This window comes from Sarcina sp. DSM 11001, assembly GCF_900101015.1.
In the GTDB taxonomy this organism is placed as follows: Bacteria; Bacillota; Clostridia; order Lachnospirales; family Lachnospiraceae; genus CAG-791.
The window spans coordinates 83,289-108,445 of record NZ_FNFZ01000012.1; the positions used below are offsets into that span (position 1 = coordinate 83,289).

Consider the following 25,157-nt stretch of genomic DNA (forward strand, 5'->3'; position numbering starts at 1 on the left):
CGCTCTCGACAGCAGTCCGGAACCAGTAACATGTTCATCACCGCTCTCAACAGCATCGCGGTGATCCCCAGGAGGGCCAAAAACATGAGATGTTTATACTACTGCTCGACACCCTTTCAGGTGCTCAATGCCCTGAACATGCATTACAACAAGATCCTCGCTCCCTCAGCAGATGACGTTGAGGATTTCAAGGGCGTGATGGTCATTGTGGATGTTTTTTCATCCGCCCGCAGGCTCGCGAAAAAGATCAAACAGGAGGGCCTCTTCGAGAAGGTTTTTCTGATCGATGAAGAAGATCACAAGAGCCACAACAACAAAGTGAAAAAAGCGTTCGGAATCGCGCGGGACACCTTTTTCCCTGAAAGACTCCTCAGACAGCAGTTCCGCCGCAAGTCCGCGGCCTTCCTCAGGAACAGGTTCGACTGCATTGTATCCAGCACATTTTCCCATCCGGTGGCTGCTCTCTGCACCGTCAATCCCGATGCGAAATACGTCATGATGGACGACGGCCTGGCCAGCTATTTCGGAAACTGGACAAAGCGGCTCCGCTCAGGGCCCTATCTGGCCATGCTCAAAGCCAGAAACCATGGGAAGGACGTCTCTGATCCCGAAGCCCTGTATGTCATGCGGACGGAGCTCTGCCACACAGAGCTGACCGACAACATCCTCCAGCTCCCCGATTTTTCACAGGGCTTCCTGGAGACCGCCTTCCGGATCTTTGAGATCCCGGACGACATCCCCGCCTACAGTCAGAGGGTTGTCTGGCTGGGACATGTCTCCGGCAATCCCGAGAAAAAGGCCGGCACCGTAAAGATGACAGAGGTCTTCAAAAAATATAAGGACGACGTGATCGCCCGCATCCATCCCAGAGAAAAAGAACTCGAACTCTATGAGGGGCTGGCGACCGACACCGACGGATACATGTGGGAGCTCCAGCTCAGCAAGACCTCCATGGAGGGCCGCCTTCTGGTCACCCTGGGATCTACCGGCGTCTTCACGCCCAAACTCCTCTACAACAGCGAGCCGAGACTGCTCTTCATGTATAAGCTGATCCCCCTTCCCAACGGATCAGCCCTTGACGAATTCCTGCAGATCGTCAGCCAGCTGAAAGAGTCCTATGCCCATCCCGAGCATATCTACGAGCCCGAGACCTGGGAAGAATTTGAAAAATTCATTCAGGAGTACCTGGACGAGACTTCGCCCGGCACCCTGAAATAAACATACAGGAGACCAACTATGGGATTTTCAATTAAAGGCGGATTCGCCCGCCTGATCGGCCATATCTTCTATGACAAAGCCTACCTCAAAGGCCGCCACTTTTCCGGCAGCTACAGCAACGGCTGGCGCAACGTCATGAGATATTTCTTTATCCAGAAGATCATCGGCATCAACCGGGGAGTACCCTTCCCGGTGGATTTCAGGATGCAGGTCGCGAACTGGAAAAACATCATTTTTGACCCGGATGAAATGAATGTCTTTTTCAAGATCGGCAACTACTACCAGGCAATGGACGCAAAGATCTATATCGGAAAAGGCGTACAGATCGCCAACGGAGTCGCCATCGTCTCCTCCAACCACGACCTCATGGACATCTCCGTCCACACAGAGGGCAAAGACGTGGTCATCGGAGACGAATGCTGGATCGCCTCCAACGCGGTCATCCTTCCCGGCGTCCACCTCGGTAAACACACGATCGTGGCGGCGGGAGCCGTCGTCTCAAAAAGCTTCCCCGAGGGCTGGTGCGTCGTCGGAGGCATCCCCGCCAAGGTCATCAAAAAACTCGATCCTCCCGAAGGAGAGCTGAAAGACCAGCCGGAAACAAACCAGCCGGTGGCAGAATGACCGTAAGAAGAACAGCAAAAATAAAAGACAAGAGTCGCAGTGAAAGACAGAGATAACAGTATACAGAGCGCATCAAAGGAGACAGAGAAAACTATGAAGCTATATGAATCACTGATCAATAAAAAAGAAAACCTCAGCGTTGTAGGCCTCGGCTACGTCGGTATGCCCCTCGCAGTCGCCTTTGCGGGCAAAGGCCTCAATGTTATCGGCTTTGACCTCAATGCCGAGAAGATCGGATTATACAAAGAGGGCAAGGATCCCACCAACGAAGTGGGAGACGAGGTCATCAAAAATACCACCGTCAACTTCACCTCCGACGAATCCATGCTCAAGACAGCAAAATTCCATGTTGTCGCAGTTCCCACACCCGTCAACACCGACCACACTCCCGACCTGACGCCCGTCATCGGCGCCTCCCAGATCGTGGGCAGGAATCTGGTACCCGGTTCCGTCGTCGTCTATGAATCCACCGTCTATCCCGGCTGCACCGAAGACGTCTGCATCCCGATCCTCGAGAAAGAATCCGGGCTCAAATGCGGCCCCGACTTCAAGGTCGGCTACAGCCCCGAGAGAATCAACCCCGGCGACAGAGTCCACCGCCTCGAGAACATCCACAAGATCGTCTCCGGCATCGACCAGGAAGCCCTGGAGACCATCAAGGCCGTTTACGACCTCGTCATCGAAGTCGGGACCTACCCCGTCTCCAACCTCCGCACCGCCGAGGCAGTCAAAGTCGTCGAGAACAGCCAGCGCGATATCAACATCGCCTTCATGAACGAACTCGCCATGGTCTTTGACCGCATGGACATCGACACCAACGAAGTTGTCGACGGCATGAACACCAAATGGAACGCCCTCGGCTTCAGACCCGGACTCGTCGGCGGCCACTGCATCGGCGTAGACCCCTACTATTTCACCTACGAAGCAGAGAAACTCGGCTATCACAGCCAGATCATCCTCAACGGCCGCATTGTCAACGACTCCATGGGAACCTACGTCGCTGACGCCGCCGTCAAAAAGATGATCGAAGCCGGCCAGGCTCCCAGAAAGAGCAAAGTCGTCATCCTCGGCCTCACCTTCAAGGAAAACTGCCCCGATACCAGAAACAGCAAGGTCAATGACATCATCCGCCGCCTTGACACCTACAGCATCGAACCCGTAGTCGTCGACCCCTGGGCTTCCGAGAGAGACGCCATGAAAGAATACGGCGTTACCCTCCACAGCATGGACGAGATCAAAGATGCCGACTGCATCATCGTCGCCGTTGCCCACAACGAATTCAAAGAACTGACCCTCGACGACCTCAAGAAGCTCTACAAAGCCGGCCCCGACAACGAGAAAGTCCTCATTGACGTCAAAGGCCTCTACAAGATCAAGGACCTCAAGGACTCCGGCCTCTGCTGGTGGAGACTCTGATCAGGAGACAGGGGGACGGTCCTTCTGTCCACTTGTAAATGTGGAGACAGGGGGACGGTCCTTCTGTCCACTTGTAAACAGTTGGACCAGAGGATGCTTCCCTATTCCATTAGTCAATACAAAGACTATGGCCAATAAAAAGATTATAGTCAATACAACAGACTGTAGTTAATACAAAGATTAGTTCTACGTTCTATAGTTTTAGTCTCGAAAAGCAGATTTACGTACATCAGGTATGTTCAGGCAGGAGGTAGTTCATGGATTGGTATAAAAACAAAGACAACGATGTCCTGGTCATAGGAGAGATCGCACAGGCCCATGACGGAAGCCTGGGAGCGGCGCACGCCTATATCGACGCCATCGCTGACGCCGGCGCCGATGTGATCAAGTTCCAGACCCACATCGCCGCTGCGGAGAGCACCAGGCAGGAGCCCTGGCGCGTGAAATTCAGCTATGAAGACGACCTCCGCTACGATTATTGGGAGAGAATGCAGTTCACCGAAGAGCAGTGGATCGGCCTCAAGGAGCACGCTGAGAATCGCGGCCTGATCTTCCTGAGCACCCCCTTCTCCGTCGACGCCGCGAAGATGCTCGACAGAATGGGCATGACCATGTGGAAGATCTCCTCGGGTGAGGTCAGCGACCCCTGGCTTCTGGAGTACATCCTCTCCACAAAGAAACCCATCATCTTCTCTACGGGCATGAGCACCAGAGAGGAAGTGGACGCGTACGCGAAAAAGCTCGCTTCCCACGGCGCGGAATACGCCCTTCTTCAGTGCACGACGAACTACCCTGTCGCGCCCGAAAGAGTAGGCCTCAACGTCCTCGACGAATTTATTCAGAAATACCCGGTCGTCGGCCTGTCCGACCACTCCGGAGAGATGTGGCCTTCCCTCGCTGCCGTCACCATGGGAGCCAAGATCATCGAGGTCCACGTCTGCCTGAGCAAATATGATTTCGGCCCGGACGTCCCCGCCTCCCTGACCAATGACAAATTCGCCGAGATGATCCGCGGGATCAGATTCATTTCAAAAATGAAAAACAACCCCGTCAACAAGGACGATCTCAGCTCCGAGCTGTCCAGAAACAGCCAGATCTTCGCCAAGAGCGTCTGCGCGAAGGTCCCGATCGCAAAGGGTACCGTCCTGACAAAAGATATGCTGGCCCTCAAAAAGCCCGCCAACGGCATTCCTGCCAGAGAAGTCAATTCCGTCCTGGGCAAAACCGTCAACAAAGACTTTGCTCCGGATGATTTCATCCAGTACGGAGATGTAGACTGATATAAAGAAATAAGCCGGGAGCTCAAATAAAAACGGCTGAGAAAAGACCGTCCGAAAAAACGGTACAGAAAAGAACGTCTTAAAAAAACGACTTAGAAAAAACCGTTTGAAAAAAGCTGAAAAAGAACTGGTAAAAGAAACAACAGACGCCGGAGACGGCATTCCACATGAGCACGAGGAGAGACCAGATGAGGAAAGTATGCGTAGTGATCACCGCGAGACCGAGTTATTCCAGAATCAAAGGAGCCATGCTCGCCATCAAAAACTCGCCTGACATGGAACTGCAGATCGTTGTGGCGGCATCCGCCATGCTCAACCGCTACGGCGACGCTTACAAACAGATCGAAGACGACGGATTCACGATCAACCGCAAGATCTTCAGTATTGTAGAGGGTGAAAATCCGGTCGCCATGGTCAAGACCACAGGCCTTGGCATGATCGAGCTCGTGACGGCTTTTGAAGACCTCAAGCCCGACGTCGTCGTCACCATCGCCGACCGCTATGAGACCATCGCCACCGCCATCGCGGCCTCCTATTCCAACATCCCCCTGGCCCACATCCAGGGCGGTGAAGTCACCGGCAACATCGATGAAAAAGTCCGCCACGCCATCACTAAGCTTTCCGACCTCCACCTGGTCGCCAGCGAACTGGCCGCGGAGAGAGTCATCAAGATGGGCGAAAATCCGAAAAACGTATTTGTCACAGGATGCCCTTCCATCGACCTGGCTAAAAAAGCCATCATGCCCGAGCTCGACTTTGATCCCCTCGAGAGATACGGCGGCAGCGGTGAAAAGAGATTCGCTCCCGAGGATTACTACATCGTCATCCAGCACCCCGTCACCGACGAGAGAGGCCTCGCCCGCAAGCAGGTCACCGAGACCCTGGAAGCCATGTACGAACTGGGCAAGCCCACCTACTGGATCTGGCCCAACCCCGACTCCGGTTCCGACGAGACCTCCAAGGGTATCCGTATGTTCAGAGAAAAATATAAACCTCAGAACATCTGGTTCTTCCGCGACATCCCTTCCAGAGACTTCCTGAAGCTTCTCTACCACAGCAACGGAATCGTCGGCAACTCCAGTGTGGCCATCCGCGAATGCTCCTACCTCGGCGTGCCTGCCATCAATGTCGGCAGCCGCCAGTCCGGCCGCGACCGCGCCGAAAACGTGACGGACGTCGACTACAACAAGCAGCAGATCCTGGACGCCATCGCGCTCAGAAAGACCCTGCCCCGCGTCCAGAGCACCCTCTACGGAGACGGCAACGCCGGAGTCAGGATCGCCGAAGTCCTCAGGACCGCCGAACTGACCTATTCCAAGAAGCTCATGTATTAAAAACATACAGCAGGCAGAACACCGGTATAAGAGATTCGGTTATAGGAATACCAGATCCGATTACAGGTGATCCTGTAACGGGAGATAGATATAGGAGACCATACAGAATATGCGCAAAAAATACCTCGGGGTGATCCCCGCCCGCGGCGGCTCCAAGGGAGTCCCCAAAAAGAATATCAAAGACATGAACGGGAAGCCCCTGATCGCCTACACGATCGAGGCCGCCCTTAAATCCATGGAAGACGGAGTCCTCGACCGCCTTGTTGTTTCCACAGACAGCGAAGAGATTGCGGAAATTTCCCGCACCTTCGGAGCTGACGTCCCCTTCATGAGGCCTGACTATCTCGGAGCCGACACAGTCAAATCCGTGGACGTCATCCTCCACGCCCTCTCCTTCCTCGAAGAGAGAGGAGAGCACTACGATGCCGTCATCACCCTCCAGCCCACCTCCCCCATGAGGACCGCTGAGGACCTCACCGGCGGCATCAAAATGTATGACGAGTACGACTGCGATTCCCTTATCGCCGTCTACGAAGACGTCAAGGCCAACGGCTTCAACTACTACCGCATGGGCGAAAACAACGCCGGCATAGCGGAGCACAGAGAACACAACACAGGCATCCGCCGCCAGGACATGAAGCCCATGTACATCCGCAACGGCGCCCTCTACATCTCTTCGAACTCCCTGCTCAAAAACAGGAAGCTCATCATCGGCGACATTCCCCTTTTGTATGTCATGCCCAAAGAGAGATCCGTAGACGTCGACTCCATGCAGGACTTCGAATACGTTGAATGGCTGATGAAAAAGAACAGCTGATATTCAGATCAGGAAAAGCATTGAATCAGGAAAAATCGCAGAACCAGTAATAATCTCAGAAACAGGAAGAAATGGCAGAATCAGGAAAATCAGTTAAATCCGGAGTGGTGATCCGGGCAGGAATCTGGTACACAATGAGTTCCTTCATGACAAAGGGAATCTCATTTTTATCGACACCGGTCTTTACCAGGCTGCTGAGCAGCAACGACTACGGTGAATTCAGTAACTTTGTGGCCTGGGCGGGCATCGTTGTCATCGTGGCGACCATGGACATGCACGCCACAGTCAACAGGGCGAGATACGACTACGAAAACCTGGACGGCTACCTGTCCTCCGTGGCGATCTGCGGCACGGTCGTGACGACCATCCTCTGGGGGATCGTCCAGCTCTTCCCCGCCTTTTTCACAAAGTTCTTCTCCATGGAGATGCCCTATATCAACATCCTCTTTATCACCACCATGGTTTCGCCGGCCCTGACCCTGCTCCAGGCCAAAAACAGGATCAACTACAGGTACAAGACCTACGTAGCCCTGTCCTTCGGCTCTGCCCTCCTGGCGACCGGCGTCTCTCTCATCCTGGTCCTCCTCATGAAGAACCAGCTGGCGGGCCGCATCATCGGCCACTACGGGACGGTTTTCCTGATCGACCTCTGCGTCTACATCTACATCCTGTACAAGGGCAGACAGGTCAGATGGGACCAGTGCAAGTACGCCCTTTTGATCTGCATCCCCATGATCCCCCACCTGCTGAGCAAATACATCCTCAACCAGTCTGACAGGATCATGATCAAACAGTTCTGCGGAGCCTCCGACACAGCCTTCTACAGCCTCGCCTACAGCTGCGCCATGATCCCGATCATGCTCGGCACAGCGACCAACGTCGCCTGGAGCCCCTGGTCGAGCGAACAGATCTACAAGAGCAAATTTGAGACCGTCCGCAAGGCGTCCTACTACTACATCCTCGGATTCTACCTCATCGTCCTGGCCATGTTCCTGCTGGGCCCTGAAGTGATCTTTATCATGGGTGGAAAAAAATACGCCAGCGCTCTCTACGTAATGCCGCCCGTCGTCATGGGCGCCGCCTTCCAGTTCCTCTACAACTTATACGTGGCTCTGGAACAGTTTGCCAAAAAGACAGTCGGCATGGCCTTCGGCACCGCCGCGGCAGCCCTGATCAACATAGTCCTCAACTTCATCCTCATCCCGAGGTACGGATATATCGCAGCAGCCTATACCACCCTTTTCGGCTACATGTGCCTGCTCATCATCCACTTCTTCCTCGCCAGGAGGACCGGCTATGTACAGGCCTATGACACCAGATTTGTCTTTGGTTCCGTCGCGGCCCTGTTCGTCATCATGCTTGCCGTACTCATGATGTATTCGCTCACCCCCCTGATCCGGTACGTGATCGTTGCCGTCCTGGGAGTTGGCGGCTGCACATTTATTTACAAAAATCTTGATTTTATCAAAAATATCATGAAGAAACGCTGATTATTTACTTGAAGACTGATTATGTATTTGAAGACTGATTATGTACTTGAAGATTGATTATTTACTTGAAGAAGCTGCTTCAAGGACACGATGTAAGGAGACCAACGCATGAAGTCTGGAAAGACAAGTAGCAAGTTAAGATATAAAGGCAAAAAAGTCCTCCTGCTCGACGGGTACGGACGGCAGATCCCCAGCCTTCTGCACCAGCTGCATGAGCTCGGCTGTAAAGTCACCACCATGTGCGAATCCAGACTGGACGTCGGTTTTACTTCCAGATACCCGTCCAGGAGGATCGTGGTCCACGGGATCCGGGAAGATGTCGACATCTACCGCCAGGCGATCGAAAAGGAGCTCGAGAACGGCTACGACGTGCTTTTCCCCATCCTGGAGAAATCCACGGATATCTGTACCGACGGGAAGATCAGCGCCCTCTACCCTGAGCTCAAGATCATCGCGGCTCCCCGTGAAGCCTTCCTCAAGGCCTACGACAAACAGCAGACCATGACAGCCTGCATGAAGAACGGCATTCCCTGCCCCATCACCAAAATGGACGATGAGACCATGGACGATTTCCTCTCCAGAGTCTCCTTCCCCCTCGCCGCCAAGCCCAGAAAGGGCAGCGGCTCCGCAGGCTTTAAAAAGATCCACACCAGGGAGGAGCTGGACCAGTACATCGCCGACGGCGATATCGTCCCGGAGGAATACGTCATCCAGGAGTTCATCCCCCAGGACAAATACATGTGCAACTGCTATGTCATGATGGACGACCAGCAGAATCCCATGTATTCCCTGGCCCTCAAGACCTACCGCTGGTACCCCGTGGATGGAGGCCCCGGCTGCTTTGCCAGGACCGTGGACCAGCCCGAAGTGACCGAAAACGCCGTCAAGCTCTTCAAAGCTCTCGGCTGGAGCGGCTTCGGCCAGGTCAGCTTCATGATGGATTCCAGGGACAATACTCCCAAGGTCACCGAGATCAACGGACGCATCTCCGCCGGCATCAAGATCATGGAATATGCCGGCTGCACCCCTGTCCTCTACATGCTCGAGAGAGCCTACGGCCGCAGGATGAAGCCCAAAAAGGACGGCATCCGCCAGGGACTGGGCCTCAGATACTTCCACACCGACATTCTGTGGCTTCTCAAATCCCCCGACCGCTTCCACGCTGACCCGAACTGGTTCGATTTCAGGAAGAACATTGACTACATCTTCTCCTGGTCCGACCCGCTCCCCTTCTTCAGCTACGCGATCGAACACGCCGCGACCTACCGCAAGGACATGGCCAAGAGAAAACACTGATAGAGAATACTCTCAACCCCCGGAGGAATTAAGTGAATAAATCGATAGAATTTCTGAAAGCAATAGACACAGTCTGGAATACCCCTGTACCCGCAGAGGTCATGGAGAGAGCGAAGAGGAGCCTTCTGGACTATCTGGCCGTCACCTGTGCCGGCGCGAAGTTCCAGCAGGAAAAACTGGACCGCTATTTCGACTTTGCCATGCCTGAAGGAGGAAAATTCAGGGCGATCGGAACCTCCAGGGACCTGGTTCTCAAAGAAGCCGTCTTCCTGAACGGCCTCAACGGCCATGCGCTCGACTTCGATGACGGCACCAACAGCGGCATCATCCACCTGGGAAGCCCCATTTTCTCCCTTCTCATCCCCCTCTCCCAGAGATACGGAATCGGGATGGAAGAGATGCTCAGAGCCGCCATCACGGGCTACGAAGCCTCCTACACGATGGCTGTCTCCATCCAGCCCGGCCACAAGGCCATGGGCTATCACGCCACCGGGACCTGCGGGACCCTGGGCGCCTCCCTGGCAGCCTCCTACATGCTCGGCTTCTCAGAAGAAGAGAGATTCCAGACCTTTGCCTCCGCCTGCGTCGCAGCAAGCGGCATGCTCAAGGTCCTGGACGACGGGAGCGAACTCAAGCCCTACAATGTAGCCAAGACTGCGCTTCTCGCCCTCACCGCCCTCCAGCTCGGGAAATCAGGCTTCAAAGGCCATCCCGATCCCCTCGGAGGCCGCGGCTTCCTCAAGATGATGACCGGCAGAGAAGACATAGAGCTCAAGCCCATCTTCCTGAACGGCACCTACGCCATCATGAAGAGCTACACCAAGCCCTACGCCTCCTGCCGCTACACCCACCCTTCCGTCGAGGCGGCGATCCACCTCCGCGACAAGGTAAAACCCGAAGAAGTCGAAGCCATCGAGATCAGCACCTATGACCTTGCTGTCTCCGGCCACGACCACACAGAGATCCCCGGAAGCTATTCCGCTAAGATGAGCATCCCCTACGCCACAGCCGCCGGACTCCTCTATGGAAAGGCGGGACTCCAGGAGTTCACAGAGGAAGCCGTCCGCGGAGACCGGATCCTGAACCTCACCGGCAAGATCAAAGTCACCGCCGATGACAGCCTGAGCGAGGTCTTCCCCGCCATCCAGGCCGCCATCGTCAAGATCCATACACCGGAAGGTGAATTCACGGAGCGCGTGGATTTCCCCAAGGGAGAACCGGAAAATCCCCTTACCGAAGAGGAATTCAGAGACCGCTACGATGGCCTGATGGCCTATGCCGGCGTGGATCCGTCCGTGAGTGCCGGAATCTACACCACTGTCCACAACGAAAACGCCACTGCTGACAGCCTGGTGAAAGACCTGTAAGAGTTGCACGGGTGATTTTCTGCCCTCCGTGGCACTCTGTCGCCAGACTTTTCCGCAGCACGGGTGATCCCCAGTCAATGCTATTGCTATGAAACAGAAAAAATAGAAAGAAGAGACTATGGAAAAAGTAAAACTGATCCTGGGCACCATGACCTTTGGAGAATCCGTCTTTAACCCTCAGGCAGGAGAATTTATCAACGCTTTTCTGGACGCAGGCTATGAAGAACTGGACACCGCCTATGTCTACAACGACGGTACCTGCGAGCGGCTCCTCGGGGAAGTGCTTCCCGGTCTCGGGCGCCCCTACAGGATCGCCACCAAGGTCAACCCCCGGATCAGCGGCAGGCTGGACGGCGAAGCAGCCTACAAACAGGTGAATGAATCCCTCGAAAGGATGAACCTCCCTTCCGTAGATACTGTCTACCTGCACTTCCCGGACCCCAAAACCCCTGTGGAGAGTGTTCTGGAAGCCATGGCGGACCTCCACAGACAGGGCAAATATAAAGAATTGGGTCTCTCCAATTTCCCCGCCTGGATGATCACGGACGTCTGGCACATCTGCGACAGCCGCGGCTGGGTAAAGCCCACCGTCTTCCAGGGCATCTACAACCCCCTGACCCGCAAAGCCGAGACAGAGCTGAACGCCTGCCTCAACCATTTCGGCATGCGCTTCTACGCCTACAACCCTCTGGCGGGCGGACTTCTCACCGGCCGCTACGGCGCCTTTGAGGACGATCCGACCGACGGCCGCTTTACCCACAGGCCCAACTACCAGAAGCGCTACTGGAAGAAGAGCTTCTTTGAAGCCGTGGACCTCATCCGCAAAGCCGGAGAGAAATACGGCATCAACACCATTGAAGCTACCTACCGCTGGCTCGCCTTCCATTCCATGCTGGATGGAAGCCGCGGCGACGCCATCCTCATCGGCGCCTCAAAGCTCGGTCACTTGCAGCAGAACATGGATACCCTGAAAGCAGGTCCTCTTCCCGAGGAAATGGTACAGACGTTTGAACAGGCCTGGGCAGTCACAAAGGCGGACAGCCCGGAATACTTTACCCTGTACACAGGTCAGGTTCCTGCTCCACCGATAAAAATAAAGTAAAATATATACATTATGTATTTAAGCGTCAGGCACGTGATAATACTTCCGAAAAAAGTTATGATCACATTCGAAAAGGAGATATGTGACTGATGTTAGATCAGAAAAGAGTGTTTGAAATATTAGGCGAAAACGGCATCACCTTCTTCACCGGCGTACCGGATTCCTATCTGAACGGTTTCTGCAACTACGCCCTTGCCCATAACCCCGACAGGAACATCATCGCCGCCAACGAGGGAAACGCCGTCGGCATCGCCTCCGGCCACTACTTCGCCACAAAGGAGATTCCGCTTGTCTATATGCAGAACAGCGGCCAGGGAAATACCATCAATCCCCTTGCCTCGCTGGCTGACCCCAATGTCTACGCTGTCCCCATGCTCCTGCTCATCGGCTGGAGGGGCCAGGGAAATACCGAGCCCAACCACCCCCAGCACAAGCTTCAGGGGGAGATCACTGCGAAGCTCCTGGATGTGATGCACATCCCTTATTCAATCCTGACTGATGACATTGAGGAGTTCGGACAGGCGATTGAAAAAGCTGTGCGATACTGTGCAGAAAACAGGGCTCCCTACGGCCTCATCGCCCCCAAGGGAGTTATGGCGGCCTCCGAAAAAGCCAATGACGTCGATTCCACATTTCCCATGAGCCGGGAAGAGGCGATAGAAGTCATTCTGGACCACATGCCGGAGGACACTATCTATACCGCGACCACCGGCCGCGCCACACGCGAACTCTTTTTCCTGCGCGAAAAACGCGGGGAGACCAAGGCCCGGGACTTCCTGAATGTCGGCTCCATGGGTCATGCCTCCTCGGTCGCCCTGGGTATCGCACTTGAAAAGCCTGACAGGCATGTCGTTGCTCTGGACGGGGACTCCGCCGCTATCATGCACATGGGCGCCATGACCATGGTCAGCAAGCTGGAGGCACCGAAGTTCATGCACGTCATCCTCAATAACGGCGCCCACGAATCCGTCGGCGGCCAGCCCTCTGCCGGCTACCTCCTCGAATTCACAAAGATCGCGGAAGCCTGCGGCTACACCACTGTCGGGCATGCCGTGACCACAGAGGAAGAACTGATCGAGGCCATAGAGCAGCTCAAAAACTGTGGAAAGGCCTCCTTCATCGACTGCCGCATCCACAAGGGCCTGAACAGCAAGCTTCCCCCGATCGTCTTTGACCACAGGGAAGCCATCGACGCCCTGATCAATGATCTGAATCCCGGTTTAACCCTTGAGTAACCATTGCCCTGACAGATTGTAAGGAAGATTCAGCCAAAGTCCGGAAAGAGTTCCCCGGGTGGAATCCAGAATGAGGATCCAGAACGTGATCCCGGAATCAGAATCATAGAACAGAGAGATTGCAGATGAAAGTATTTAATACAACGGCAGTGTGTATACCGGAAAAGCATTATATGGTTGATCTCTCCGAACGGGTAAAAGAAATCAAAAAAATGGTGGATGCCGGAAAGTATTTTACGATCAACCGGGCCAGACAGTATGGAAAGACAACGACACTCAGCGCGTTGGATTTGGCGTTATCGCCTCAATACGACGTAATCAACATTGATTTTCAGGATATTACGGATGCAGACTTTGAGAATGAAAACGAGTTCACAAAAGGTCTGTCTCAGATGCTGTGTGATACGAGAGACAGCATTGAGATTCCTGTTCCTGACAAGTACTATGAGCAACTTCAGGAGCTTGCCGGCAGAAATGAAAAGGTAAAATTAAATGATATTTTCAGGATCTTTGACAAATGGTGTAAAGAGAACAGGAAACCAATTGTTTTAATGATAGATGAGGTGGATACAGCCACAAACAATCAGGTATTTCTGGATTTTCTTGGCAAATTGAGATCCGGTTATTTGAAACGTGAGAAGAGCACAAAATATAAGACCTTTCAGTCCGTCATCCTTGCCGGAGTGACTGACGTCAAGCATTTAAAAAGCAAGATTCGGCCTGATGGTGAACATAAAGAGAACAGTCCCTGGAACATAGCTGCCGATTTTACGATCGATATGAGCCTTTCTGAAACGGGAATTGAGGGCATGCTGAGGGAATACGAAGCAGATCATCATACAGGGATGGACACTGCAGCCATTGCCGGACAGATCAGGGAATACACAAACGGCTATCCGTTCCTGGTCAGCAGAATCTGCCAGCTTCTTGATGAGAGGATGGTGCCGGACACTTTCGCGAGTCTTCGGGAAGCATGGACACAAGACGGCATTGAAGCGGCTGTCAAGATGATCCTCAGTGAAGAAAACACACTCTTTGATTCGCTTATGGGAAAGCTTCGGACGATGCCCCATTTGCGTGGCCAACTAAAGGAAATCCTTTTCCGGGGGGAAACAATCCCAAGCCTTCCTGATAACGACGAGCAGAAGCAGCTCCGGATGTTCGGCTTCATTGTGAACAACCACAATACGGTTGCGATCGCGAACAGGATTTTCGAGATGAGGCTCTATAATTATTTCATTGGAGAGAGTCATTTTGCACAGGAGCTTCGCGGCAATGCGCTGGATCATAAGCCGGAATTCATAAAGGGCGGACAATTAAATGTTCCCCTGATTATGGACCGCTTTATTGAGACGCAAAAATACATCCGGAATATTGACGATGAAAAGGCCGAGAAAAGGTTTCTTGAGGAACAGGGCCGGGAAAAGTTCCTGACCTATCTGTCGCCAATTATTAACGGCGTCGGAACCTTCAGCGTTGAAGAACAGACCAGAGACAGAAAAAGAACCGATGTGATTATTCATTATCGTGGCAAACGATATATTATTGAGATGAAAATCTGGCATGGAGAGAGCCGAAATAAGGACGGCGAAAAGCAGATCATAGGTTATTTGGATCGCTTCGGATTAAAAACAGGTTATATGCTAAGCTTCAGTTTCAACAAGAACAAAGAACCGGGTGTTCATGAAGTCCGCATCGGAGACAAACTTCTGTATGAAGGACTTGTGTGATCAGCAGAAAACAGCCTGAATGGCAAACTAAACAAAGAGATTAAAAAAGAAAAACCAAAAAGAAAAATAAAAAAGAAACGCATCAGAAAACACCACTAGAAAGAACCACAAGAAAGAAAAAGAGGAAAAACGATGAACAGTATGGACAAAACCAGAGAATTCCTGAAAAAGGCCGGTCTTCCCGGCGGCGACGCCTATGACCTGCCCGATTCCCGGAAGCGCTTTAAAGACGGCGGCCAGTACCGCTTTGAGGTTCCCGGCATCCAGGGCCCCAAGGTCATGCGCGCCCTCCTCGAGGCCATGGACAGCTATGGACTCTATCTCCATCGCGTCACCCAGACCCAGGGCATCATGCGCCTGACCGACGCCGAGATCAGCAAGATGGTTGAGCTTGCCCACGAGTGGCAGACCGACCTGATCCTCGCCATCGGACCCAGGGCGACGACCGACACCTCCGCCTCCGTCCACACCGAAGAGGGCGTCAGGATGGGTTATCGTCTGCGCGGCCAGGAACAGGTCGTCAGGGCTGTCGAAGATGTCAAGCGCGCCGCCAGGCTCGGCTGCAGAGGCTTCCTTGTTTATGACGAGGGCTGCCTGTGGATCCTGAATGAGATGCGCAAAGCGGGCGAGATCCCGGAGGACTGCCATTTCAAGATTTCCGCCCATGCCGGACACGGCAACCCCTGCTCCGCAAAGGTGCTCGAGATGCTCGGCGCGGACTCCATCAACCCTGTCCGCGATATCCAGCTTCAGATGCTGGCCTCCATGCGCCAGGCAGTGGACTGCCCCATCGATATCCACACAGAGAACCCCAAATCCACCGGTGGTTTCATCCGTCATTACGAAGTGCCTGAGATGATTAGGATCGCAGCTCCCATCTACCTCAAGACCGGCGGCTCCGTAGCCCAGACCCACAGCTGGGACAGCACCGAGGACGACGCCCGCAAACGCGCCAAACAGTGCAGCCTCGTCAAGAGAATGATCGACGAGTACTATCCCGAAGCGATCTGGTCTCCCAGAGGCAGCCTCGTATAAATAATCGTGCAGTCATGCGTCATTTCACGTATCATAATGAAAAGTCATTTATGAAACATTATTTGCGGAACGTCATTTATAAAACGTCATTTATAAAACGTCATTTATAAAACATCATTTATGAAATACCTTTTATGAAACATCACTTAGGAGGAAACTAATTCACCATGAGACATCAGCGCTATAATCCTGATTTTTCTTTTGTTGTCGAACCTGAACATTTCAATAAATATACAGACAGGGATCTCCTGCAGTATTGCCTGGGCGCGACCATGTATATGCCCGGCTACAAGGATTTCCTTGAAAAGATTCTGGATAATTCCATGCCCGGCCTGACTACGATGGTCCTGGACTTTGAGGACGCCTGCCCCGAGGAGCGCGTACCGGAAGCCATGGAAAACGTTCACACCCTGCTCGCCGCAGTGACCGACGCCGTTGACAGCGGCAGACTGGACGCAGACCTCGTCCCCCTGATCTTTGTCAGGATCCGCGACCTCGCCCAGTTCAAAGCCTTTGGCAGCAAGCTGACCAAAAAAGAGGCCAGATCCCTCTGCGGCATCAACTTCCCCAAGTTCAACGCTGAGAACGGCTACGAGTACTTCGCCTATCTGCTGGATCTCAACGAGCAGCTCGACGAAGTTCTCTACGGCATGCCCATCATCGAGGATCCCGAGGTCGCCTACAAAGAGACCCGCATCAGTGAGCTGATCGGGATCCGCAAGATCCTTGATAAATATCACCGTCTGGTCCTGCAGGTCCGTGTCGGCGGAACAGACTTCAGCTCCGTCTTCGGCGTCCGCAGAGGCGTCGACTACTCCCTGTACGACATCATGGTCGTCCGCGAGTGCCTTTCCGACATCATCAATGTCTGCGCCAGAAACAACGACTACGTGGTCTCCGGCCCCGTCTGGGAATATTTCCGTGCCCCTAAAGAGCTCATGTTCGAGGAGCTTCCCAAGCACGGCCTCGAGGACTACCTCATGCGCCGCAAACCCATGGTCAACAACGAGATCGACGGTCTGCTCCGCGAAGTCATCCTGGACAAGGCCAACGGCTTCATCGGTCGCACCGTTATCCATCCCACCCACGTCAAGTTCGTCAACGCCCTCATGGCAGTGACCAAAGAGCAGTATGACGACGCCCGTCAGATCCTCGGAACCGGCGGCGGAGTGGTCAAGGGCTCCGGCGGCAACAAGATGAACGAGATCCGCCCCCACACCAACTGGGCAAACAAGATCTACAACCGCGGCAGAGCCTTCGGTGTCATCGAAAACGAAGCCGCCTACATCAAGCTGTTTGCTGTAAATGAATAACACGGCTCCTGCTCCACTGATCTGTCTTCTGGAACGGAACATGTTGATGCTATCGAATAACACGTGACTGGAGATATAATTATATGCCAAAACAGATAACAACACCGATCAGTGAGGAGACCGCGGCCGGCCTCATGGTGGGAGATGAGATCGAGCTCAGCGGAGTCATCCTCTGCGGCCGCGACGCCGTCCTCCCCAAAGTCCTAAGGCTCATCGAAGAGGGCAGGGTGCAGGAGCTGGGCGTCGACCTGCACGGGCAGGTCATCTTCCATACCGCGGTGAGCCCCGCCGGCGTAGGCCCCACTTCCTCCAACAAGCTGGAGATCGAGAGCAGCATCGCCCCCTTGTCAGCGGCCGGCGTCAAGCTTCATCTCGGCAAAGGAAAACTCAAACAGGAGACGGTGGATGCTCTCGAGGCAAACAATGCGGTCTATGCCGTGATCCCGCCTGTGACCGCCCTCCTGGAAGCCCGCACCCTTGAAAAAAAGGTCCTTGCCTTCCCCGAGCTGGGAATGGAGGCCCTGCACCTGATCCGCGTCGACAGATATCCGGCCATCATCGGAGCCGCCCACGGGAGGAGCATCTATGAATAAGGCCTGCTGTGAAAAAAACACTAAAAATAACATCAGTAAAAATAAAATCAATAATAACAACAGAGATAATACTAACAGTCTCTGTGAAGAGATCTCCGCCCTGGTGAGTGAGACTCTGGTCACCGCCGGATCCACCTTCCGGGAGGACAAGAAGGACGCCTACCGCCGCGCCATCGCGGCGGAGCATAATCCCAAGGCCAAATGGGTCCTGGAGACCATCCTGGAGAACGCGGAGGCCGCGGAGACCAACCGCAGTCCCCTCTGCGATGACACCGGGATTCCCCACCTCCTGCTTGAGGTGGGACCGGACTGCGCCGTCTCCGGCAGAATGCTGGACGCCATCCGGGAGGGAGTGGAGAGAGGCCTCAGGGCTCTCCCCGGCCGCCCCATGGGAATCATGGGCAGCGACAGCCAGCGTATTGACCAGAGCGGCGGACTCGACCCCGACAGTGCCGGCGTAAAGCCGGCCCCCATCCTGCTCCGCCCCTGCGAAGAAAACGTCCTCCGCCTTCACATCCTCATGTTTGGCGGCGGCCCCGCCATCCGGGGCAAGACCTACCGCGTCTTCCATAAGCACAGCGTTGATGTCGTCCTGGACGAGATCATCAGCTGGGCAAAGGACAGCGTAGCCCAGCTCGGCTGCTCACCCTGCACCCTCGCGGTCGGCATCGGAAGGAGCCACTTCGAAGCGGCTTCCATGATGCTGCAGGCCCAGGCCGACGGCAGGTACGATGTTCAGAGCGAAATGGAACAGGAGATCACCAGACGGGTCAATGAAGCTGACATCGGTCCTTTGGGACTGCACGGAGATACCTCCGTCCTGGCGACCTTCCTCAAGATCGGCCCCCAGAGAGCCTCCGGCGTCCGCGTCGTCTGCCTGCGCCCGGCCTGCTGCTTCGAACCCCGAATCGCTACGGTGGACCTGCCCTGTATCGGCTGACAGATTCGTACAGGAGCGGGATCAACATCAGCCAACTCGAAAGAAAACTGAATGGCCGGTTTTGCCTGCACGCTTTGAGGTACATCAAGATCAACAGCAATCCAACACTGAAACAAACCCCAACCCGGGAGGACCATGAAAATGAACGAAACAAACGTCAATACAGAGCAGAATATAGCCCTGATCGACTGCCTGCTCCTCTTTCTCGAGAAGTGGCGCTGCTGGGTCGCCGTCGGCATCCTTTTCGCCGTCCTGGTATCCGGCTTAAAATACTCCCTGGATATGAGGGAATACCAGAACCTGAAGAACCATGTCGATGAAGTCAAGTTCGAGACAGAACTGATGAGCCAGTCCGAGACCCCTTTTTATCAGGCGCTGACCCAGTACAGCCGCTGGATGGACAGGAGAAGCTATTTTAATAATTCCTTCATTATGAAAGTGGACGCCGCCCGGGAACACCGCCTCGTCCTCCGCTATTATGTCAAAGCAAAAAAGGGTTCGGACACGGATGTCAACACCATCGGGAATTACTACACGACCCTGACCTCGGACAATGTCTTCCTCAAAAAGATGGCGGATGCCATGGCGATCAGCGGAGAGAACCAGTATATCCGGGAGCTGATCTCCATCAACCCCCTGCAGCAGGAAGTCGCGGCCGCGGATACGAAAGGCACCGCCTTCACAGTCCTCACCATCCTCGTCAATGACGCGGACCGGACCAGGATCCGGAACACCGTCACCGAATACCTCTACTCTGTCCGGGACAAGCTGAGCAAAGTCATGGGCGACTTCACCATCGAACTGATCTCCACCGAGGAGGCGGTCGTGGACAACCAGGCCCGCATCAATTCCCAGATGGAAGCTTACACAGCGATGCTCAGGTCTGAGAATGCCTTCTTTGAGCAATACAATGCCATGACCAATACAGAGCGCGAAGAGCTCAACCAGATCCTCATGGGCGGCGAAGTCGAAAAATGGCTGGAGAACGCCAGACTGACGACAGGAGATGCCGAGACGGTCAGCGACACCACCGAAGACCATGAAAACGAGGACGGGATCGTCGAGGAAATGGATCCCCTGACCGCCTCCGGTACGAAGGCGCCAAAGCCTTCCTTCAAAATCCTCTTTGCGGTCCTGGGCTTCTTCGTCGGCATCTTCCTCTATGCCGCCGCCTTCCTCTTCCGCCTTCTGACGGATACCCGCATCAGAAATGAAAAAGAGATCCAGATGCTGACAGGGGTCCGCTCCTACGGCGGTATCTACGAATACCCCTACAAGAGCCTCCCCGCCAGATTTGCCCACTGCAGGATGGTCTATAACCTGCGGCACAAGAAGGCAGGCCGTCCCGAGATGGACGCCAAAAAGACCGCTCTTGCCATCGCTGCCAGGGCCGGCCATATCAAGGCAGAAGGAGTTTCCCTGATCACCCTCGGCAAATCCGGGATCTGGGAGGAGAGGATCCTCTCCAGACAGAAAAAAATTCTCTCCGAAGAGAGAAATCTGGAAGTCCGCAGGATCCGCGCGGACCAGGGCGTGTCCTCCATCAACGAGGACGATTTCAGGACCATGCCCCCCGCAGTCATCGTACTGCTCTCCGGCATCACGACGCCGGCTATGGTATCGAACCTGCTCCTGCGCCTGGAGGAATACGATATTCCTGTGGTCGGAACGGAGTTCCTGGAAGGCGCCTGAACAGCCTGTTCCTCCGCTTCAAAGAATACGATATTTCAGTGATCGCTATCTGGTTCAGGAATGTGACGGAGCTCTGCTTCAAGAGCATTTTCCTGTCCGGATGGCGTTTTCGCCAAAACCATCGCCCTGCAGGTATGGTTTTACGTGCAGTTTTAAGGACTTGACTATTCAACATATCCGCTTTATAATCACCCTACGAATAGCTGTAATTTAATGTTTTGTTAATAAACTCAGGCCTCATCTCTTTCTAAAAAACGGTAATATTGACATTTACAGAGACCGGAGTAAGCAGCTTATGCTGTATGAACTGCATAAGTCTGCGGAAAATGAGGCTGCAGAGGTACTATGAATTTAGTCGATTTTCATACGCACATCCTACCGGGAATCGATGACGGCAGTCAGGATGAGAGCATGACGCGAGACATGCTTTTTGAGGAGAAACGGCAGGGAGTAGTAGATATTGTAGCTACTCCTCATTTTTATGCCAATCAGATGTCTGTGGACGGATTCCTGGAAAACCGCAGTGCCGCCCTGAAAAAGGCGGAGCAGATCCGCCGGGAGGCGGACGAATCCCTCCCTTCAATCATTACAGGCGCGGAGGTCTATTATTTCTCAGGGATCGGCCGCGCGGAGGAGATCCCCAGGCTTTGCATCGGAGACACCCGGGTGCTCCTGCTCGAGATGCCCTTCGAACAGTGGACCGATGACGTCCTGAGGGATGTGAAGGACCTCATCAGGAAGCAGAAGCTCACCATCGTTCTGGCCCACATCGAGCGCTATTACCGCTTCCAGAAGGACATGGATATCTGGGACTGTATCATGGACCTTCCCCTCCACACCCAGATCAACGCGGGCAGCTTTGTCAACAAGGGACGCTTCCTCAGACCGGACCGCAGATGGCAGTTCTGCATCGACTTCCTGAATGACCATCCCGATACCCTCCACATGGGGAGCGACTGCCACAACATGGTGAACCGCCCGCCCAATCTGGAAAAGGGAAGAGAAGGAATCAAAGCCAAACTGGGGCAGGAAGCCCTTGACTGCATCGATGCCTCCACCGCGAAGCTACTGGGACTGTGAGGCGGTAACGCCATAGAATCCTATAAAATATGAAGAGAAGAACTGAAAAATGGAAGATCGCTGCGGGCGTGGCGATACTGATCCTCCTTGCGACGGCCATAGCCGTCGGCAGCAGAATAATAGAAAAAAGGGAGAAAAAGGTCAAAAAGAACAGCGACTATGACGAGGAGACTTCCGTGCAGTGGACAGAGGAAAATACCCTCTACTTCAATGGTACTCTGTACGGCTATGACCACAGGATTGAGAGCTTCCTCTTTATGGGAACTGACAACAGCGGGAACGAAGAGGGAACCGGCGAGGACTACCACGGCGCCATGGCCGACTACCTGCTCCTGATGGTCCTCGACCACACGGACAGGTCCTGGGGCTGCATCCAGATCGACCGTAACGCCATCACCTCCGTCAATGTCCTGGAGGAGGACGGGAGCCTGCGCACGATCCGCGAACAGCAGATCTGTACCGCTCACTGGTACGGCTCCAACAAGGAGATGAGCGCAGAGAATCAGGTGGACTCGGTCAAATTCCTCCTCGGCGAGCTCGGAACCATTGACGGCTACTATGTTCTCAATATGAAGGACATCAGCACCCTGAACAGTCTGGTGAACGGTGTGGAGGTCACCTTCGAGGAAGATATGACGGACGTCGATCCCGTATTTGTAAAAGGCACCACCCTCACCCTGACCGACGAACAGGCGGAAGAATTCGTCCGATCCCGTATGAGACTCAAAGACCCGACCAACGCCGCCCGTATGACCCGGCAGAAGCAGTACATGGACGGCTTCTTCCAGAAAGTAAAAAAGCGTGTCGCGACGGACGCGAAGTTTGCCCAGACCTTCTGGACGACCTTCCGCAAGACCGCCGTCACGGATATGAACGGCAATGCCCTGTCCAGGATCGCTCAGATGATCCTGAAGGGGGAGGACAAGGGAATCCTCCGCCTGGACGGAAAAACGAAGATAGGCAAAGTCCTGGACGACGGCCTGGAACACGAAGAGTTTTATCCGTCCAAGGATTCGATCTATGAAACCGTGGACCGGCTATATTCGCTGGTACCCGTAGAGGAGTAATTGATGAAACAACAACCGGAGACGCTGGGAGAAGCTTTATCCCAGGGCCTGAAGAGCCAGATGAAGCAGGTGAGACGCCTGAGCCGGCAGCTGCAGAGACAGCAGGCCCAGCAGGCAAAACACAGAAGCCAGGCCCGCCAGACCGCTCATCCTGCCCAGCATCAGTCTGCTCAGCCGACACAGCCGCAACAGTACCAGCAGGCCGAGCCTCAGCAGGTGCAGCCACAGTCGTTGCAACAGCCGCAGTACCAGCAGGTACCGCCTCAGCCGGCACAGCCACAGCAGTACCAGCAGGTACCACCTCAGCCTGTTCAGCCCCAACAATATCAACAGGAACAGTACCAGCCGGTGCAGTCACAGCCATTGCAACAGCCGCAGTACCAAGAGGTACCACCTCAGCCGGTACAGTACCAGCAGGTACCACCTCAGCCTGTTCAGTCACAACAATATCAGCAGGAACAGTACCAGCCGGCACAGCAACAGCCGTTGCAACAGCCACAGCAGTTCCAATCTGCGGAGACGTTAGACCACGTTGAAGAACCGGCGGGCGAAGGGCAGTTCTCCTTTGACAGGTTCTGGAGCAGCCCGGAACCCGGCCTGACAGACCAGCCTTACCAGACACAGATGTCTGAAAATCCGGCTCAGCCGGCTTATGAGGACGCGCAGATGAGGGAAGGGCCTTCACCTTCCTATAGCGAACAGGAATACACACGCATGGAAGCAAACCCGGAGCAGAATACAGAGTATCAGGATACAGATAAAGAAATGCAGCAGGAAGAGAACAGAGAATCTGTTCTCCAGCCTCCTGTCCACCGCAGCCAGGACGGGTCCTTTGGCCCAAGAGGCGGAGGCGGCGGTTCCTACAGCAGTATGGAGCAGCCGACCCAGAGAAGCAGCATTCAGCAGACCGAGGAGATCGACCTCATTGATCTGTTCGGCTATTATATGAGCAGACTGCCCCTTCTTATCGCGGCGGTCGTTATTGGCGCCATGGTTTCGGGCCTGTTTACTCACTACTTCATCCCGAACCGTTATACAGCCGTTTCCCGTATGTACATGATTTCTGCTTCCTCGGATTCCGTCCTAAATCTTTCGGATCTCAATCTGGGCGCATCGCTTTCCAACGACTACGTGGAGCTTATGAAGAGCCGTCCCGTCGTGGAAGAGGTCATCGACACCCTCGGGCTGGAATACACTTATGAACAGGTCTTGGGCATGATCGGCCTCAGTGTGGTGAACAACACGCGAATCGTCAAGATCTCCGCGACCAGCACCGACCCCTACGAGGCCATGCAGATATCCAATGAAATGGCGAGGGTCTCCAAGATCCAGTTGCCAAAGGTTATGGACGCTCCGGCCCCGACCATTGTGGAAGAGGCTGTCCTGCCCGCCTATAAGAGCTCGCCTTCTCTTAGCCGAAATGTAATGATGGGAGCCATGCTCCTGCTCGTCCTGGTCCTCGGCGTGCTCACTGTCCTTTATCTCATGGATGATACCATCAAGACCTCCGAAGATGTCGAGAGAGAATTCGGCATCATGCCGCTGACCGTCATTCCGGAGGGTAACATCGAAGGCCTGAAAAAATCAGAGGAATCCAAATCCGAACGGCGCATGCGCTACTGGAAGAAGACGAGAAAGAAAAAGAAAAAGAAAAAGAAAAAATAGTCGGTATCGAGAGAGAAGGAGTAGACATTTATGAATACGAAAGCGATCATCGGAGTGAATCCCAAACTCCCGTACGCGATCGAGGAGGCCATCAACCGTCTCAGGATCAATGTGAGCTTTTTCGGGACCGACATCCGTAAGATCATGATCGTCAGTTCCGAACCCAATGAAGGCAAGAGCTTCATCGCGATGAGCCTGTGGAAACAGATGGCGCTCGCCGGTGAAAAGACGATCTTTGTCGACTGTGACATGCGCAAGTCTGTCCTGGTCGAGCAGTACCAGATTGAACGCGAGGACGGCAAGGACCTGTGGGGACTCAGTCATTATCTCTCCGACAACAAGAAGCTGGAGGACTGCATCCTCACCACAGACCTTCCCGACGGGGACATCCTCCCCAACGCCAACAACATCGTAAACCCGTCCATGCTCCTTGAGAGCAGGCGCTTCAGCGAACTTCTGGATATCCTCGCTGAGAGATACCGCTACGTCTTTATGGATGTGCCGCCCCTCGGCCTCGTCTCTGACGCGGAGCGGGTCGGCTACTTCTGCGACGGCGCGATCCTGACCGTTCGCAGCGGCGAGACTCCCAGGAGCATCATCCGCAGCTCCATCTCCCAGCTTGAGCGCGCGGGCTGCCCGATCCTGGGCATCGCCCTCAACCGGGTCGGAGCCAGCTCCGGCAAGTACTACGGGGGATACTACGGCCGCCATTACGGCAGCAAGTATTATACGGATAAATACTATACTTCCAAATAATTGCCAATAGCAGCATTTTTCTCGTGAAGATCGTGGATTTTTCCATGACATCGGGTTACAATGCTGACAGCGGCGTCCGGATCCTGTACAGGAACCGGGAAACAGCC

22 protein-coding genes are annotated in these 25,157 nt (G+C 54.2%); 21 read left to right on the forward strand and 1 reads right to left on the reverse strand.

Going from position 1 to position 25,157, the window contains the following annotated elements; genetic code table 11:
* The first annotated feature begins 84 nt into the window (after positions 1-84).
* From BLT02_RS08105 to BLT02_RS08195, 19 genes are all read left to right on the forward strand, one after another.
* A complete protein-coding gene (locus BLT02_RS08105) occupies positions 85-1,218 on the forward strand; it encodes a hypothetical protein (RefSeq protein WP_139187483.1) in 1,134 nt (377 codons plus the stop codon).
* Positions 1,219-1,236: 18 nt separating this feature from the next.
* Complete coding sequence (locus BLT02_RS08110) at positions 1,237-1,842, forward strand: acyltransferase (RefSeq protein WP_092993535.1); 606 nt, start codon at positions 1,237-1,239, stop codon at positions 1,840-1,842.
* A gap of 93 nt (positions 1,843-1,935) precedes the next feature.
* Entirely contained in the window at positions 1,936-3,258 is a 1,323-nt protein-coding gene (locus BLT02_RS08115) for a nucleotide sugar dehydrogenase (protein ID WP_092993538.1), read from the forward strand.
* 257 nt (positions 3,259-3,515) lie between these two features.
* Entirely contained in the window at positions 3,516-4,538 is a 1,023-nt protein-coding gene (locus BLT02_RS08120) for an N-acetylneuraminate synthase family protein (RefSeq protein ID WP_092993540.1), read from the forward strand.
* Between the two features lie 188 nt (positions 4,539-4,726).
* Positions 4,727-5,872 carry a UDP-N-acetylglucosamine 2-epimerase gene (gene neuC / locus BLT02_RS08125; protein WP_092993543.1) on the forward strand — a complete coding sequence of 382 codons (1,146 nt, stop codon included), beginning with the start codon at positions 4,727-4,729 and terminating at the stop codon, positions 5,870-5,872.
* Positions 5,873-5,981: 109 nt separating this feature from the next.
* Positions 5,982-6,689 (forward strand): acylneuraminate cytidylyltransferase family protein, encoded by a 708-nt coding sequence (locus BLT02_RS08130; RefSeq protein WP_092993546.1) that lies wholly within the window; start codon positions 5,982-5,984, stop codon positions 6,687-6,689.
* Between the two features lie 71 nt (positions 6,690-6,760).
* A complete protein-coding gene (locus BLT02_RS08135) occupies positions 6,761-8,179 on the forward strand; it encodes a lipopolysaccharide biosynthesis protein (protein ID WP_092993549.1) in 1,419 nt (472 codons plus the stop codon).
* 108 nt (positions 8,180-8,287) lie between these two features.
* The gene (locus BLT02_RS08140; RefSeq protein WP_092993552.1) at positions 8,288-9,475 is read left to right on the forward strand and encodes a carboxylate--amine ligase; all 1,188 of its coding nucleotides are present in this window, start codon (positions 8,288-8,290) and stop codon (positions 9,473-9,475) included.
* Positions 9,476-9,507: 32 nt separating this feature from the next.
* Entirely contained in the window at positions 9,508-10,842 is a 1,335-nt protein-coding gene (locus BLT02_RS08145; protein ID WP_092993555.1) for an MmgE/PrpD family protein, read from the forward strand.
* Positions 10,843-10,960: 118 nt separating this feature from the next.
* Positions 10,961-11,944 carry an aldo/keto reductase family protein gene (locus BLT02_RS08150; RefSeq protein WP_092993558.1) on the forward strand — a complete coding sequence of 328 codons (984 nt, stop codon included), beginning with the start codon at positions 10,961-10,963 and terminating at the stop codon, positions 11,942-11,944.
* 89 nt (positions 11,945-12,033) lie between these two features.
* Positions 12,034-13,179 carry a phosphonopyruvate decarboxylase gene (gene aepY, locus BLT02_RS08155; RefSeq protein ID WP_092993561.1) on the forward strand — a complete coding sequence of 382 codons (1,146 nt, stop codon included), beginning with the start codon at positions 12,034-12,036 and terminating at the stop codon, positions 13,177-13,179.
* A gap of 125 nt (positions 13,180-13,304) precedes the next feature.
* Positions 13,305-14,909: an AAA-like domain-containing protein gene (locus tag BLT02_RS08160; protein ID WP_092993564.1), complete on the forward strand. Its 1,605-nt coding sequence runs from the start codon at positions 13,305-13,307 to the stop codon at positions 14,907-14,909.
* A gap of 132 nt (positions 14,910-15,041) precedes the next feature.
* Entirely contained in the window at positions 15,042-15,944 is a 903-nt protein-coding gene (locus tag BLT02_RS08165) for a peptidase (protein ID WP_092993566.1), read from the forward strand.
* Positions 15,945-16,111: 167 nt separating this feature from the next.
* On the forward strand, positions 16,112-17,257 hold the full coding sequence (locus tag BLT02_RS08170) for an HpcH/HpaI aldolase/citrate lyase family protein (protein ID WP_092993569.1): 1,146 nt from the start codon (positions 16,112-16,114) through the stop codon (positions 17,255-17,257).
* A gap of 83 nt (positions 17,258-17,340) precedes the next feature.
* Complete coding sequence (locus tag BLT02_RS08175) at positions 17,341-17,850, forward strand: fumarate hydratase C-terminal domain-containing protein (RefSeq protein ID WP_092993572.1); 510 nt, start codon at positions 17,341-17,343, stop codon at positions 17,848-17,850.
* On the forward strand, positions 17,843-18,790 hold the full coding sequence (locus tag BLT02_RS08180) for a fumarate hydratase (RefSeq protein ID WP_092993575.1): 948 nt from the start codon (positions 17,843-17,845) through the stop codon (positions 18,788-18,790). The genes BLT02_RS08175 and BLT02_RS08180 overlap by 8 nt, the downstream gene beginning before the upstream one ends.
* A 141-nt stretch (positions 18,791-18,931) precedes the next feature.
* The gene (locus BLT02_RS08185; RefSeq protein ID WP_092993578.1) at positions 18,932-20,482 is read left to right on the forward strand and encodes a hypothetical protein; all 1,551 of its coding nucleotides are present in this window, start codon (positions 18,932-18,934) and stop codon (positions 20,480-20,482) included.
* 345 nt (positions 20,483-20,827) lie between these two features.
* Positions 20,828-21,562: a CpsB/CapC family capsule biosynthesis tyrosine phosphatase gene (locus tag BLT02_RS08190; protein ID WP_092993581.1), complete on the forward strand. Its 735-nt coding sequence runs from the start codon at positions 20,828-20,830 to the stop codon at positions 21,560-21,562.
* A 29-nt stretch (positions 21,563-21,591) separates the two neighbouring features.
* Positions 21,592-22,629 carry an LCP family protein gene (locus BLT02_RS08195; RefSeq protein WP_092993584.1) on the forward strand — a complete coding sequence of 346 codons (1,038 nt, stop codon included), beginning with the start codon at positions 21,592-21,594 and terminating at the stop codon, positions 22,627-22,629.
* A 36-nt stretch (positions 22,630-22,665) separates the two neighbouring features.
* Here BLT02_RS08195 and BLT02_RS18095 read toward each other — a convergent pair whose 3' ends face one another.
* Complete coding sequence (locus BLT02_RS18095) at positions 22,666-22,791, reverse strand: hypothetical protein (protein WP_278277402.1); 126 nt, start codon at positions 22,789-22,791, stop codon at positions 22,666-22,668.
* A gap of 324 nt (positions 22,792-23,115) precedes the next feature.
* Here BLT02_RS18095 and BLT02_RS08200 point away from each other — a divergent pair, with 324 nt between their 5' ends.
* Positions 23,116-24,294: a YveK family protein gene (locus tag BLT02_RS08200; RefSeq protein WP_092993587.1), complete on the forward strand. Its 1,179-nt coding sequence runs from the start codon at positions 23,116-23,118 to the stop codon at positions 24,292-24,294.
* Between the two features lie 30 nt (positions 24,295-24,324).
* Positions 24,325-25,050 carry a CpsD/CapB family tyrosine-protein kinase gene (locus BLT02_RS08205; protein WP_092993590.1) on the forward strand — a complete coding sequence of 242 codons (726 nt, stop codon included), beginning with the start codon at positions 24,325-24,327 and terminating at the stop codon, positions 25,048-25,050.
* Positions 25,051-25,157 lie beyond the last annotated feature (107 nt).

Excerpts from the sequence above, each read along its gene's own strand:
- BLT02_RS08105 (WP_139187483.1), top strand. The coding sequence starts at position 85 with ATGAGATGTTTATACTACTGCTCGACACCCTTTCAGGTGCTCAATGCC.
- BLT02_RS08110 (WP_092993535.1), top strand. The coding sequence starts at position 1,237 with ATGGGATTTTCAATTAAAGGCGGATTCGCCCGCCTGATCGGCCATATC.
- BLT02_RS08115 (WP_092993538.1), top strand. The coding sequence starts at position 1,936 with ATGAAGCTATATGAATCACTGATCAATAAAAAAGAAAACCTCAGCGTT.
- BLT02_RS08120 (WP_092993540.1), top strand. The coding sequence starts at position 3,516 with ATGGATTGGTATAAAAACAAAGACAACGATGTCCTGGTCATAGGAGAG.
- neuC (WP_092993543.1), top strand. The coding sequence starts at position 4,727 with ATGAGGAAAGTATGCGTAGTGATCACCGCGAGACCGAGTTATTCCAGA.
- BLT02_RS08130 (WP_092993546.1), top strand. The coding sequence starts at position 5,982 with ATGCGCAAAAAATACCTCGGGGTGATCCCCGCCCGCGGCGGCTCCAAG.
- BLT02_RS08135 (WP_092993549.1), top strand. The coding sequence starts at position 6,761 with ATGGCAGAATCAGGAAAATCAGTTAAATCCGGAGTGGTGATCCGGGCA.
- BLT02_RS08140 (WP_092993552.1), top strand. The coding sequence starts at position 8,288 with ATGAAGTCTGGAAAGACAAGTAGCAAGTTAAGATATAAAGGCAAAAAA.
- BLT02_RS08150 (WP_092993558.1), top strand. The coding sequence starts at position 10,961 with ATGGAAAAAGTAAAACTGATCCTGGGCACCATGACCTTTGGAGAATCC.
- aepY (WP_092993561.1), top strand. The coding sequence starts at position 12,034 with ATGTTAGATCAGAAAAGAGTGTTTGAAATATTAGGCGAAAACGGCATC.
- BLT02_RS08160 (WP_092993564.1), top strand. The coding sequence starts at position 13,305 with ATGAAAGTATTTAATACAACGGCAGTGTGTATACCGGAAAAGCATTAT.
- BLT02_RS08165 (WP_092993566.1), top strand. The coding sequence starts at position 15,042 with ATGAACAGTATGGACAAAACCAGAGAATTCCTGAAAAAGGCCGGTCTT.
- BLT02_RS08170 (WP_092993569.1), top strand. The coding sequence starts at position 16,112 with ATGAGACATCAGCGCTATAATCCTGATTTTTCTTTTGTTGTCGAACCT.
- BLT02_RS08175 (WP_092993572.1), top strand. The coding sequence starts at position 17,341 with ATGCCAAAACAGATAACAACACCGATCAGTGAGGAGACCGCGGCCGGC.
- BLT02_RS08180 (WP_092993575.1), top strand. The coding sequence starts at position 17,843 with ATGAATAAGGCCTGCTGTGAAAAAAACACTAAAAATAACATCAGTAAA.
- BLT02_RS08185 (WP_092993578.1), top strand. The coding sequence starts at position 18,932 with ATGAACGAAACAAACGTCAATACAGAGCAGAATATAGCCCTGATCGAC.
- BLT02_RS08190 (WP_092993581.1), top strand. The coding sequence starts at position 20,828 with ATGAATTTAGTCGATTTTCATACGCACATCCTACCGGGAATCGATGAC.
- BLT02_RS08195 (WP_092993584.1), top strand. The coding sequence starts at position 21,592 with ATGAAGAGAAGAACTGAAAAATGGAAGATCGCTGCGGGCGTGGCGATA.
- BLT02_RS18095 (WP_278277402.1), bottom strand. The coding sequence starts at position 22,791 with ATGCTGGGCAGGATGAGCGGTCTGGCGGGCCTGGCTTCTGTGTTTTGC.
- BLT02_RS08205 (WP_092993590.1), top strand. The coding sequence starts at position 24,325 with ATGAATACGAAAGCGATCATCGGAGTGAATCCCAAACTCCCGTACGCG.